Annotated in this window: 11 protein-coding genes; 5 read left to right on the forward strand and 6 right to left on the reverse strand. The window is 57.5% G+C overall.

Going from position 1 to position 12,363, the window contains the following annotated elements:
• Positions 1–44: 44 nt before the first annotated feature.
• Positions 45–803, forward strand: a complete 759-nt coding sequence (locus GVI59_RS08960; RefSeq protein WP_173573937.1) for a methylenetetrahydrofolate reductase — start codon at positions 45–47, stop codon at positions 801–803.
• Positions 804–1,262: 459 nt separating this feature from the next.
• On the opposite strand, the gene GVI59_RS08965 is transcribed toward GVI59_RS08960, so the two are convergent.
• A complete protein-coding gene (locus GVI59_RS08965; RefSeq protein ID WP_173573938.1) occupies positions 1,263–2,921 on the reverse strand; it encodes a SulP family inorganic anion transporter in 1,659 nt (552 codons plus the stop codon).
• A gap of 102 nt (positions 2,922–3,023) precedes the next feature.
• Between GVI59_RS08965 and GVI59_RS08970 the strand changes: the two genes are divergently transcribed.
• From GVI59_RS08970 to GVI59_RS08985, 4 genes are all read left to right on the forward strand, one after another.
• The gene (locus GVI59_RS08970) at positions 3,024–3,203 is read left to right on the forward strand and encodes a hypothetical protein (RefSeq protein ID WP_173573939.1); all 180 of its coding nucleotides are present in this window, start codon (positions 3,024–3,026) and stop codon (positions 3,201–3,203) included.
• On the forward strand, positions 3,200–4,561 hold the full coding sequence (gene cysS / locus GVI59_RS08975) for a cysteine--tRNA ligase (protein ID WP_173573940.1): 1,362 nt from the start codon (positions 3,200–3,202) through the stop codon (positions 4,559–4,561). The genes GVI59_RS08970 and cysS overlap by 4 nt, the downstream gene beginning before the upstream one ends.
• On the forward strand, positions 4,558–5,328 hold the full coding sequence (locus GVI59_RS08980; RefSeq protein ID WP_173573941.1) for an RNA methyltransferase: 771 nt from the start codon (positions 4,558–4,560) through the stop codon (positions 5,326–5,328). Before cysS ends, GVI59_RS08980 begins: the two co-directional genes overlap by 4 nt.
• Before the next feature lie 186 nt (positions 5,329–5,514).
• Positions 5,515–7,140: an NAD-dependent malic enzyme gene (locus GVI59_RS08985; RefSeq protein ID WP_173573942.1), complete on the forward strand. Its 1,626-nt coding sequence runs from the start codon at positions 5,515–5,517 to the stop codon at positions 7,138–7,140.
• Positions 7,141–7,318: 178 nt separating this feature from the next.
• Here GVI59_RS08985 and GVI59_RS08990 read toward each other — a convergent pair whose 3' ends face one another.
• The 5 genes from GVI59_RS08990 to ndk all read right to left on the reverse strand — a co-directional run bounded on the left by GVI59_RS08990 (position 7,319) and on the right by ndk (position 12,202).
• On the reverse strand, positions 7,319–8,632 hold the full coding sequence (locus GVI59_RS08990; RefSeq protein ID WP_173573943.1) for a lactonase family protein: 1,314 nt from the start codon (positions 8,630–8,632) through the stop codon (positions 7,319–7,321).
• Positions 8,633–8,850: 218 nt separating this feature from the next.
• Complete coding sequence (locus GVI59_RS08995; RefSeq protein ID WP_173573944.1) at positions 8,851–9,300, reverse strand: hypothetical protein; 450 nt, start codon at positions 9,298–9,300, stop codon at positions 8,851–8,853.
• A 264-nt stretch (positions 9,301–9,564) separates the two neighbouring features.
• The gene (locus GVI59_RS09000) at positions 9,565–9,861 is read right to left on the reverse strand and encodes a hypothetical protein (protein ID WP_173573945.1); all 297 of its coding nucleotides are present in this window, start codon (positions 9,859–9,861) and stop codon (positions 9,565–9,567) included.
• A gap of 142 nt (positions 9,862–10,003) precedes the next feature.
• Entirely contained in the window at positions 10,004–11,530 is a 1,527-nt protein-coding gene (locus GVI59_RS09005) for an oligosaccharide flippase family protein (RefSeq protein WP_173573946.1), read from the reverse strand.
• Positions 11,531–11,779: 249 nt separating this feature from the next.
• Positions 11,780–12,202: a nucleoside-diphosphate kinase gene (gene ndk / locus GVI59_RS09010; RefSeq protein ID WP_077812167.1), complete on the reverse strand. Its 423-nt coding sequence runs from the start codon at positions 12,200–12,202 to the stop codon at positions 11,780–11,782.
• Between the last annotated feature and the right edge of the window lie 161 nt (positions 12,203–12,363).

The raw sequence follows: 12,363 nt of genomic DNA on the forward strand, positions 1-12,363 counted from the left end.
TTTAGGATGCGCCGCATGAACAGCTTTTGCGAATGGCTCCTGAAATGAGTCGTGTTTCCATCGAACTGGTTCCCCGCGACGCGGACATTCTCGGACGCGAGGTGCAGGATCTGCGCACGTGCCTGCCATTCGTCGATACGATCAACATTCCCGATATCCAGCGGTTTTCCCTTCGGAGCTGGGACGCCGCCGCCATGGCGCAGAGCAGCTTCCGCTCGGTCATTCCGCACATCCGGGCCATCGATATCGATCCGAAAGGACCACTGCCCGGCCTGGACACACCGGGCCTGACGGAAATCCTGATCATCAAGGGCGATCCACCGGCGGACCTGAGTCACCGCGTGTTTCCGAACACATCGGACGCCATCATCCGGCGTTACGTGCGTGAAGCGCCGCATCTGAAAGTCTACGCCGCGTTTGATCCCTATCGCCGCGCTCCTTACCGTGAACTGGAAGAACTGGCCCGCAAGCGGGACGCCGGAGCCTGCGGTTTCTTCACCCAGCCTCTCTTTGACATGCGGATGCTCGATCTCTGCCGGGAATGGCTGCAGGACGAGACTGTCTTCTGGGGATTTTCTCCCGTCATCGGGCCGAAATCACGTTCCTATTGGGAGACGACAAATCATATTGTCTTCCCGCACGATTTCGCGCCCACCCTTGACGCCAATATCGCGTTTGCAAGGCAGGCCATCCGGGAAGTGCGGGCAGGCGGCGGCTCGGTGTATCTGATGCCTTTGCGAGTCAAACTCGCCAGCTATCTCTCACCCCTTGCTGACGTATTGATGCCACAATCGGCTCCCTGAGGCGCAGTCTTCTGCGCCAATCGCCTTGTTTTGTTACATTTTTAATACAATAAAACACCAAACTCCTGCCCAATTTGCTGGCCATAAGAGCCAAGGCCCGCTATTAGGAGGTTGTTAGTCAGTATCCTTTATGCAGGCCAGAGGGTCAGTTCTGTTTCGTGTGTCGCAGCACAGACTCGGGGCTGGCCCTTTTCTGATTGCGCTTCTCACCTGATACTGTCCTCAATATGACAGTTTGCATCAGGTCAGATTGAGGCGCTCGTTCCCTTACACATTCTGATTTTTCTCACGGCTACACGCCTTTGGACACGTCAGTACCGTGCTGCCTTCCTGTGCGCTGACCCGTTTTGGAGGATGGTGCATTCACGCGGAATGACCGCCGCTTTCCTCTCTCGCAAACGAAGCCGGGAGCAGCAAAGCCAGTCCGGCAATCACGCAAGCAAAAAACCTTCGCGTCAGTCATTTTCCCATCGTCAATTGCGTCAGTCTCTTCTTCGCCATCTCCATCGCCAGATGCAGCGCATCCAGCAGATGATCCTCTCCAATCAGATCAATCAGACGATGACGGACCATGTCACTCCGCATGTCATTGCTCACGCGTCCGAAAAACAGTTCAACCTTCCGCGCCTGCAAACGAACCACCAGATCGCGCATCATGGCGGCCGCAGAATAATCGATATCCGTAATGGCGCCCGCATCGACCACAATACAGAACACCGGATGCGGCGCGCTTTGGACGAGTTCCATCACATCGTCGGCGAACCGTGTGCAGTTGGCGTAGAAGAGATCGGCCGCAAACCGGTAGATGATCAGTCCCGGCTCGGTTTCCTCCCCCGCGTGGCAGCGTGTGGCCTCGAAAACACCGGCGCGGACCGGCTGGAGCACGCTGGTATGCGGCTCGTAACTGTGTCGCACATGACGCAGCAGCGATAGCACGATCGCCAGAAAGATCCCCTGCTCCACCCCGACCGCCACCACTGTCACCGCCGTGATGAGCGCAAGGTGGAACTCACCGGGACTTTCCCGCCGGATGGCGTGCAGGCCGGAGATGTTGATCATGTCCACACCAATGACGAACACGATGCTCGCCAGCACGCATTGCGGCAGATACTGCAAAGGGCCAGTCGCGCAGAACAGGATCAGGCCGGTGACCAGCGCGACGACCACCTGCGCGCGCTGACTTCTCGCCCCGAACTGCACGGCGAGCGTGGTCTGCGTCGGACTGCCATTGACCACGAACGTGCCGCTGAGCGCCGCCGCCATGTTGGCCCCCGAAAGCCCGAGAATGTCGGCGTTTTCATCAACGGTTTCACCATATTGCACGGCAAAGGCCCGTGACGTCGCCGCACTCTGGGCGATGATCACGAACATGCAGGAAAGAGCCGTCGGCACGATCACCGACAGTTCATTCAGACCGAAATGGGGCAACCCGAAGCGCGGAAGGCCTCCACTGACTGGGCCCAGCGTGGCGATCCCCATATGCGGGAAGCCAAACCACGCACTCGCCAGAATGCTTCCCACTACGGCCACCAGCGCGCCGGGAATACGCGGCGTCAGATGACGTGTCGCCACAATGCAGCCGGCCACCAGCAGCGAGAGAGCAATGGTCGGCAGGCTGGCGTCATGGACATGGGTCACATCGCCCCACAACTGAAGCAGCGAATTTTCACCTTTCTGGGAAATGCCGACCATGTCGTGCAGCATGGAAATGGCGACCTGACACCCGACACCGGTCAGAAAGCCCACAAGCACCGTGCGCGAGAGAAAGTCCGCGAGAAATCCCAGCCGGAACAGCCGGGCAATCAGCAGCAGTCCGGCGGTGAACAGCGCCACGACCGGCACCAGCGCAATATAGGCCGCACTTCCGGTCGGGGCGACGGACTTGAGGCCACCGGCCAGAATCGCCGCTGTCGCTGAATCCGCCGCCACGACGAGATGGCGTGACGAGCCGAGCGCGGCGAACACGAGCGGCGGCAGGAGAGCCGTATACAGTCCCATGACGGCTGGCACACCGGCGATCCGCGCGTAGCCCATCACCTGAGGCACGCTCAGCGCCGCCTCAGACAGCCCGGCGATGCAATCCCCCCACCATGCGGTTTTTTTCTTCGCGCTGACCATCTTACTTTGTTTTCCATCCTCCCCCCTGCTTCGAACCATCATCGACCTGCCCACGAGAAATGGGAACCCATACGAGCCCATGCCCGGCATGAATCGTCAGGAATGACCTTTCGCCATGCGCTCCAGTGTTGCGTTCCGACGCGTGAAAAGGCATCCACGCGGGATGATTTCCGGTTTCCGCTGGCGTTCGATAAACATGAGCGGGAAAAGGCCCGTCCGGAGATCGTGCATCCTTCCGGGCGTTTCGGCAGCATCAGGACGACAGAGACCTTATTACGATGACCCAGCTACTGCTCCATGACAGCCAGCGGCGAGCGACAGTTCCGTTCGAGCCGCTCGATCCGGAGCATGTGAAGGTCTATTACTGCGGTCCTACGGTCTATGACCTGCCGCATGTCGGCAACCTGCGGGCCATGCTCACGGCCGACATCCTCACCCGTCTGCTGCGCAGGCTCTATCCGCGTGTGACGTTCGTGCGCAACATCACCGACGTGGACGACAAAATCACCGCACGGGCCGCGCAGAACAACGAAGACATCGCCTCCCTGACCGCCCGCACGACCGCCGAGTTTCATACAGACCTCGCGGCGATGAACATGCTGCCGCCGGACATCGAACCGCGGGCCACGCACAATATCGAACAGATGGTGGCGATGATCGCCCGTCTGATCGAACTCGGTCACGCCTATGAAGCCGAAGGCCACGTGCTGTTCGCCGTCGCCTCCTTCCCGTCCTACGGCGCGCTGTCCGGTCGTGATCCGGAAGATCTGGTCGCAGGCGCCCGCGTCGAGGTCGCGCCCTACAAGCGCGATCCGGGAGATTTCGTGCTGTGGAAGCCTTCCACGCCGACCCAGCCAGGCTGGCCTTCGCCTTGGGGACGCGGCCGACCCGGCTGGCATATCGAATGCTCGGCCATGTCGCATCGTTATCTCGGCGACAGTTTCGATATTCACGGCGGCGGCAGCGACCTGCTCTTTCCGCACCATGAAAACGAACGCGCCCAGAGCCTGTGCTGCTTCCCCGGCAGCAAGTTCGCCGACTACTGGGTGCATAACGCCATGCTGCTGGTCGATGGCGAGAAAATGTCCAAGTCACTGGGCAACTTCCTGACCATCCGCGACGTGCTGGCGAAAGGTCCGGTCGAAGCCCTGCGTCTGCTGCTCATGAGCGCACAGTATCGCTCGGTCCTGAACTTTACATGGGCGGGACTGGACGAGGCCAAGCGCACGCTGGATCGTTTCTATCGGGCGCTTGAAGGCGCATGGCCGCTGGATGTGGAAGACCGTGACATTCCTGAGCCCTTCCTTGCCGCGCTGTGCGACGACCTGAATACGCCGAAAGCCATCGCCGAACTGCACGCCATGGCGACCGCAGCACTCGCTGGAGACCGGGACGCCGCTGCTGACCTGCTGGTATCGGGGCGCATGATCGGCCTGTTCATGCAGGAGCCTGCTGCATGGTTCCGGGGCGAAGCTGGTGATGGTCCATCCGAAGCCGAGATCGACACGCTGATCGCCGAACGTCTGGCGGCCCGCAAGGCGAAGGATTTCGCCCGCGCCGACGCCATCCGCAAGGAACTGACCGACAAGGGCGTGGTGCTTGAAGACGGTCCCGGCGGGACCACATGGAGGCGCGCATGACCGGGCGTGACGGCGGCGCCGATATCGGACCGATCGGCAATAGTCCGGTCGTCATTCTCGTTCGCCCGCAGATGGCGGAGAATATCGGCACGACCGCACGCGCCATGGCCAATGGTGGCCTGTTCCATATGCGGATTGTCGCCCCACGTGATGGGTGGCCGCAGGAACGGGCATGGCGCGCGGCCTCCGGCGCGGACCGTATTCTTGAAGCGGCGGAAGTCTTCGAAACGGTTGATGACGCCATCGCCGACCTGCATCACGTCTATGCGACCTGCCCTCGCCCCCGCCATATCGTCAAGCCGCTGCTGACGGCTCGTGGCGGCGCTATCGAATTACGGGAAGCGACCAATCGCGGCCTGAAAGTCGGGCTGATGTTCGGCCCGGAACGCGCCGGACTGGACAACGAGGACATGGCGCGGGCTGACGCGCTGATCCGCTATCCGCTCAATCCGGCGTTCATGTCGCTGAATCTGGCGCAGGCCGTGATGATCATGGCCTATGAGTGGTGGCTGACAGAGGACAGCACGCCCCCCCGCGAACTGATGACCAACGAAACGCATGTCGCCACCAAAGGCGAGCTTGAGAACTTCATGAGTCATCTGTTCCGGGAGCTCGATGACTGCGGCTTCCTCCGCAACGAGCAGAAACGCCCGGGAATGGTCCGCAATCTGCGGCACTTCTTCACGCGCGGCGAAGTGACCGAGCAGGAATTGAGAACGCTGCACGGCGTGGTTACGGAACTGGTCAACCGACGCCGGGTCCGCTGAGAAAACGGCGGGAATGTTCAATATACTGAACATATCCCGTCGCTCCGGGAACCAGAATCTCTTAGAAAACCCCTAAAGAATACTACGAATCCGGATAAAATCCGTTTTTTGGACAACACCAAAAAAATCCAGCATTGTGGACAGAAGCGATCCGGGACAATGACTGGAACAGAAAGGTGTTGATTCATGACATCCCAGAAATCCTCGCTCCGTGGCATGGCGCTGCTCAATGATGGCGACGTCAATCACGGCACAGGCTTTACCGTCGAGGAACGGAAGACTCTTGGTCTTGAGGGGCTGATCCCGCCTCACGTTGAAACGCTCGACAGGCAGATGGAGCGATCGCTCCACCATATCGAACTCAAGCCGGACGATCTTGAGCGCTATATCTATCTGAACTCGCTGGTGGACCGGAACGAGACCCTTTTCTACAAGGTTCTGCGGTCCGACCCGGCCCGTTTCGTGCCGATCATCTATGCCCCTACCCTCGCCCGGGCCTGCAAGCTGTTCAGCCATATCTACCGGCGTCCTCGGGGTATGTACATCACCCTCGACATGAAAGGCCGCATTGCGGAAGTGCTCCGCAACTGGCCGGAAAGCGATGTCCGAACGATCTGCGTGACGACGGGCGGCCGTATTCTCGGACTTGGCGACATCGGCGTGAACGGTATGGGCATCCCCATCGGCAAGCTGCAACTCTATACCGTCTGCGGCTCAGTCCCGCCGCGCTCCCTGCTTCCCATCCAGCTTGATATCGGCACGACCAATGCAGCCCTGAGAGCGGACCCACTCTATCTGGGCGCACGCCGCGAGCCGCCCCCGATTGAAGAACTCGACGAATTTGTCGAGGAGTTTGTGCAGGCTGTGCAGGAAGTTTTCCCGGGCTGCTGCCTGCATTTCGAGGACTGGAAAGGCACGGATGCGCTGCGTTACCTTGCCAGATATCGTGACAGGGTCCTGTGCTACAACGATGATATTCAGGGCACGGCTGCGGTCACGCTCGCCGGTCTGGTGACTGCTCTTCGCGTCAAGAAGGAAAAACTCTCCGAACAGCGCTATCTGTTTCTCGGAGCAGGGTCATCCGGTCTGGGCACGGCCGATATGCTGGTTTCCGCCATGAAGCTGGAAGGACTGACCGACGAGCAGGCCTGCGAACGCATCACCCTGATGGATGTGGAGGGTCTTCTGGAAACATCCCGCACAGACCTCCTCCCCGAGCAGAAGCGCTTTGCGAAAGATGCTGCTCCGACAAAGGATCTTCTCGCCACAATCAAAAATACCCGGCCAACGGTTCTGATCGGCGTTTCAACCTGCGGTGGCGCCTTCAATCAGGCCGTCATCAAGGAGATGGCGACACTGAATGAACGGCCCATCATATTTTCCCTGTCACTGCCGGAAATAAACGCGGAATGCACGGCGGAGGAAGCATACACCTGGTCGGAAGGACGAGCGCTTTTCGCCGGCGGCATCCAGTTTCCCAACGTCGAAATCGACGGCAAGGTTTTCTATCCGGGACAGGCGAATAATTTCTATATTTTCCCCGGCCTCGGTCTTGCTGTGTATGCGACACATCCTGAGATCATCACTGATGAACTGATTATTGAAGCCGCCAAAGCTCTGACCGATCAGGTCGATGAAATCGCACTGGAACGCGGCAGGTTATTCCCTCCACAGACAGACATCATCGACGTTTCCATGACATCTGCTGTCCGTCTTGCAGAGTTCATTTTCGACAGGGGCATGGCGCGGGTAGACAGGCCGAACGACATAAGAGCATGGATCGAGAAACAGGCTTACGATCCGCATTACTGAAAGTATTGATGAAGTCCGAGCATTGCTCCTTTCAGAAGACGATGCTCTACGAAGCTTTTTTGAAAAAGCTTTACCCAACACTTCTGGGATATTCATGTCTTGCAACAAGAAAATCCCCACACCGGAAAATCTGGCGTGGGGATTTTTACAGAACAGTTCCGGAAACAGTTTTTCTGAATCAGACATTATCCAGAGTAAGAAAGGCAAAAGCACTGGGCGTGCCAGTCGGCGTAAAGTTCCAGGTGAAATCCAGATTACCGGTATCAGGATTCACGCGCCATGAGGTGATGGAATCACTACGCTGATTGGCGACGAACAGGAACTTGCCGGATGGATCGAACGCAAAGGAACGACCATAATTGGCGCGTTCCCATACTTCGTCAAAAAGCTCGATGGACCCATCATCTTTCACCCGGAAGCAGGCGATGGAATCACCCAGACGGTTGGTGACATACAGAAACTTGCCAGTAGGATGCAGACCTATTTCAGCTGCAAGCGTGCTGCCACGGAATTTCGCCGTCACGGTCGACGCCGTCTGACGCACGGACATCGCCCCTGTTTCCTGATCATAATCAGCGACGATGACACGGGAATCCTGCTCGCCCAGAATATAGATGACCTTGCCATTGGGGCTGAAGCAGAAATGACGCGGCGCCGAGCCGGGTTCCATTGTCAGCCAGGGCGTTGCTGCCGGTGTCAGAACGCCCTTCTCCGGATCCAGTTTCCAGACATAGACACGGTCCAGCCCCGCATCGCAGCCAATGATGAAACGACCCGCCACGTCAGCCTGAATCATGTGCATGTGAGATGCAGAATGGTCACTGACCGCATAGTTGCCCGGAGGGTTGTCTTTCGCCCGCTCCGGCATTTTGGGGCCGGTATTGCGCACAAGATCGGACAGTTCGCCGAGGCTTCCATCGGACTCGATCCGGATAACGGCAGCGCTGCCTCCGGTATAATTGGCGACCAGCAGATAACGACCGGATGGATGCACGCTCAGAAAGGCAGGGTCAGCTCCACCCGTCGCGACAGTATTCAGCTTTGTGATGACGCCAGTCCGCTGATCAATCGAATAGGCCGTTGCTGATCCGCTCTTCTGCCCTTCGAAATCACTGATCTCATTGACGACATAGAGGAACCGGTGATCCGTAGACAGAGCGAGGAAGGAAGGATTGTCTGCGGGAGTAATCTGGCCAAGCTGGGTCAGAACACCGGTTTCCGCGTTCATTTCGAACAGTGTAATACCCTTGGCATTCGCATCGGCCGGACCAGATCTGGTGTAGCCGCCAACATAACACAGTGTGCGCGGGTTGCCTCTGTTCTTGCGCGCCGCCGCTTCTGGAGAGGCTTTCGGCAAGGCGGCTTTCGGAATCGGCTCAGGCGGTGGCGTCTTTGGCGTTTCTCCGAGAGCGACCTTTACAAGACCGGTCAGTCCGCTCCCCAAAACGGACAATCCGAACAGACGACGTCCAAGACCTGTTTTGCTATTCATGATCGTTCCACGTTTTTATACCAAAATCCGAACGCACTGCGCTTCGAACGAGTGTACACCTGTTTATGTTACTATTGTGACAACTTCCAGATGCTCTTTCCGTGGGCTCAGAGTCTGCCCAATCTGACCCTTTAGACCTCTTGAATAAGACAGCATCCACCGTCAGCGAACACCATATTCCGCCTGTTGCGGAAGAAGCTTCCATTCGGAAGACCGCCTTATTTCAGCGTATGCGTCAGAATCCGGGATAAGGGGGTGTGCGACAGAACGACAATGACCAGCCCGCCGATAATGGCGACGCGTCCACCGATGAACGCCATAACGTCACGCAAGTCATGCTGTGTCGCCATTTCCATGAACGGATCTGGCTCGAAATGATCACTATCGATCTTCGCCTGCGCCAGTATGGCGCGACGGGAGGCCTCTTCAACCGGAAGTGCCGCCTTGAGAAACAACTCGCTTCTGTAAAGATCAAGCGCATCAATGCGATAACGCCCCGGAGACAGTGAAATCGGACCGCAGCGTGCGATATCAAGCAGTCTTAGTCGAAGCGGCGTAATCCCAAGATAACGGGCCGCCTCTTCACGGTTCAGCAAGGATTTGCCGGGAAACGTGTAGACTGTTGGGCCCTGTTCGGACTGCCCGGCTGGTGATGAGGCGTCGACCATCTAGCAAGCCTCTGCGAAACCGGAGGCTTCTGTCAACGTCGTATCCGGAGGGACAGCCATGTCACGGCATGGATCACACTGCCGGACGACGGCAGCGAATTGGTATTGTCGTAAAATCGAAAAATGATAATTCAGACATGACTCACCGGAATAAAGGACGCGCTCAAGCGCTTCTCACCCAGTGAATCATGAAAAATGCATCATGCCCGGAATGGCGACGAACTGGCGGTCATCGGCATCACCGCCTCTTCCGGATCTGATGGATCAGGCTGTCGTGGTGACAGTCACTTTTGTATTGGCAGCGATTGAACTCAGATTACCGAGGCCTTTATCGACAGCGGATAGCACGCCGGAAGCATCCTTGAAGATGGTGTTTGCGATGCTGGCAAGGCCGGCATTACCGGAAAGCGCCGTCTGCACTTTCGCACCTGCGTTGGAAACGTCAGTCTCAGCATGCTGGACGGCATTCTGCGCGTCTGCAAAAATGTTGGAGAGGCCGTTCAACAGAAAGCCTCTGCCACCAGAAACACTATTCAGTTCATCAGCGGAAAGATTACGCATATCGGTTTTCCTTTAGGCAATAAATGACCGCCATCCACATTTATCACAGTCAGGAAAACAGGCAACCGCAACCTCGGAATTACCAATCAACAGCCTTGCACACCTGAATTATTCTCACAACAGGCTGAAATAAGCATAAAATTTATATATTTATACCAACCCGTTTCTTTATTTTTCTGGAGAATGACAGGAAGGCTCCACGCTCACCGTGGTTCAGACAACCAAACCACAGAACCGCGTAGAAAATCAGCAGAGACAGAAACATCTCTCCCGCGGCCATAGCAGACGAAACGCCGACCATAGCTGCAATCAGCAACGCTGCACCGGAAACTGTCGCGGGCAGAACGCGCAGGATTGCAGGCTTCAGAGGCGCGTAGAACCGGACACTCACCAGAGAGCGTACACCGTAATCAGCACAGATCCTGACAGCCCATGCACAGGCTGCTCCCGGCACACCGAAATAAATCAATGAAAGATAGAGGACAGGCAGATAAAAAATGATTTCGCCGATGGAAAAACGGGCGTTCACATCCGGTCGGCCGATCGCATCCAGCAGTCCCGACGCAATGGAATCGACGCCACTCAGAAAGACTCCGACGCACAGGAATTTCATGATCATCGCGCTGTGATCAGCGAACGAAGCATCGATCCACAGCGACAGAAAGGTATGGCTGAACAGGGCCGTAATCAGGCACGGCGGAAACAGCAGAGCACTGACCGCCAGCACACTCGTGCAATAAATTTCCGATGCGCGCTCCGGCTCACGCCGCCATGAAGAGGCCAGAGCGGGAAAGGATGAGGCGCTGACGGACGAACTCAGCATGTTGAAGCGCGTCACGACATCGGCGGGAGTGGTATAAAAACTGGTCGCAGCAGCCGAGACGACACTGGCGATCATAAAACGGTCGACATAATTCAGGATCGGAAAGGCAAGATTGGAAACCGTCATCCATCCGCCGATCCGCAGCAGTGGTTTCAGCAGATAACCGCGAAAACGGGCATGCTTTAATGCCGGAACCAGATGCAGCAGGGATCGTGCATAGGCGAATGTGAGCCACAGCCTGCAGGCGAAGATCGCCAGCATGACGCCGATAAGGCTGTTCCAAACATACAGAACAATTACAGGGGCAACGTAATAGGCGACTGAAACCGGGATGGTAATCAGATTGACGGTTCGGAATGAATTGTAGCCAGTAAAGACGCCCCAGAATGCGGCATTGATCATCAGCAGAGGGCCGGTGGCGCAGAATATCCACAACGACCAGAGCACTTCGGAATGCAATTCCGGTGCAATCTTTAACCCGTGATCGACCCACAGCCCCACCAGTCCGGCGGCGACGAGACCACCCAGACCACCCATGAGTCCCATCATGGCGCTACCAGTGAAGATCAGGTCCGCCGTCTCGGGCGTGGTCTTCCCTTCAGGACGATCGGCAATCGCACGGGTGAGCGCACGGCCCAGTCCCAGGTCGAAAATTCCGAGAGTGCTGATCAGGCTTAAGGCGATGGTGAAAATACCCCAGCGCGACAGACCAAGCAGATGGATCAGTCGAGGGGTCACAAGAATGGCGACAAAAACCGGCGCAATACGGCCGATAATGTTCCAGCCGGTGCTGGTCAGGATATGGCGTGAACGGGGAGATGAACCCGTCTCATCAGAGGAAGACATCGACGGTCGCCGCCCTGCAACTTATCCGCCCCACTCAGAGCCGGACCTCTATCAACTCCCCTAAGTGGAGCTGACTGCCATTTTCCGGATACCGGCGCGGCCTTGTCCAGCCAACTCGGAATAAGCCGGAAAAACTCAGCCGACAGGATCGCCTGCTTGCCGGCTCATGACATGCGCCAGCCCCGCCTTTCCTGATCTCATCTCAAGGAAAGACCGCAAAAGGCAGGACAGGCTATCAGTCAGTCTGACTTACGGCAGGATTTCCGTCTCGGCGAAGAAGAAGCGGATTTCGTTCGCTGCGTTCTCGGCGCTGTCGGAGCCGTGCACGGAGTTGGCTTCGATGCTCTCGGCGAACTGTGCGCGGATGGTCTGCGGCTCGGCCTTCTTCGGGTCGGTCGCGCCCATGACTTCGCGGTTCTTGGCAACTGCGTTCTCGCCTTCGAGAACCTGCAGAACGACCGGACCTGAGATCATGAAGGACACCAGCTCACCGTAGAACGGACGCTCTTTGTGCACGGCGTAGAATGCGCCTGCCTGAGCTTCGCTCAGCTGAACGCGCTTCTGGCCAACGATGCGCAGACCGTTGTCTTCGAACACGGCGTTGATCTTGCCGGTCAGGTTGCGACGGGTTGCATCAGGCTTGATGATGGAAAGGGTGCGTTCTACGGCCATGTGTGGCTCCCGATAGTCTGTGTGTCCCGCCCGGAGACGGAACCGGCTTCGCGGACCATCCCGCGGATGAATGCCCTCTAGAGCATTCTCGGCGTCTCGGGTAGGGCTTTGCTGCATTGGATGCTATGGCGAGACAAACTTTTAACGCGTTGCCAACCTGC

This window comes from Acetobacter sicerae (assembly GCF_011516765.1).
In the GTDB taxonomy this organism is placed as follows: Bacteria; Pseudomonadota; Alphaproteobacteria; order Acetobacterales; family Acetobacteraceae; genus Acetobacter; species Acetobacter sicerae.

What these genes read in the sequence shown, in the direction of transcription:
- GVI59_RS08960 (WP_173573937.1), top strand. Translation starts at nt 45, where the DNA reads ATGAGTCGTGTTTCCATCGAACTGGTTCCCCGCGACGCGGACATTCTC.
- GVI59_RS08965 (WP_173573938.1), bottom strand. Translation starts at nt 2,921, where the DNA reads ATGGTCAGCGCGAAGAAAAAAACCGCATGGTGGGGGGATTGCATCGCC.
- GVI59_RS08970 (WP_173573939.1), top strand. Translation starts at nt 3,024, where the DNA reads ATGACCTTTCGCCATGCGCTCCAGTGTTGCGTTCCGACGCGTGAAAAG.
- cysS (WP_173573940.1), top strand. Translation starts at nt 3,200, where the DNA reads ATGACCCAGCTACTGCTCCATGACAGCCAGCGGCGAGCGACAGTTCCG.
- GVI59_RS08980 (WP_173573941.1), top strand. Translation starts at nt 4,558, where the DNA reads ATGACCGGGCGTGACGGCGGCGCCGATATCGGACCGATCGGCAATAGT.
- GVI59_RS08985 (WP_173573942.1), top strand. Translation starts at nt 5,515, where the DNA reads ATGACATCCCAGAAATCCTCGCTCCGTGGCATGGCGCTGCTCAATGAT.
- GVI59_RS08990 (WP_173573943.1), bottom strand. Translation starts at nt 8,632, where the DNA reads ATGAATAGCAAAACAGGTCTTGGACGTCGTCTGTTCGGATTGTCCGTT.
- GVI59_RS08995 (WP_173573944.1), bottom strand. Translation starts at nt 9,300, where the DNA reads ATGGTCGACGCCTCATCACCAGCCGGGCAGTCCGAACAGGGCCCAACA.
- GVI59_RS09000 (WP_173573945.1), bottom strand. Translation starts at nt 9,861, where the DNA reads ATGCGTAATCTTTCCGCTGATGAACTGAATAGTGTTTCTGGTGGCAGA.
- GVI59_RS09005 (WP_173573946.1), bottom strand. Translation starts at nt 11,530, where the DNA reads ATGTCTTCCTCTGATGAGACGGGTTCATCTCCCCGTTCACGCCATATC.
- ndk (WP_077812167.1), bottom strand. Translation starts at nt 12,202, where the DNA reads ATGGCCGTAGAACGCACCCTTTCCATCATCAAGCCTGATGCAACCCGT.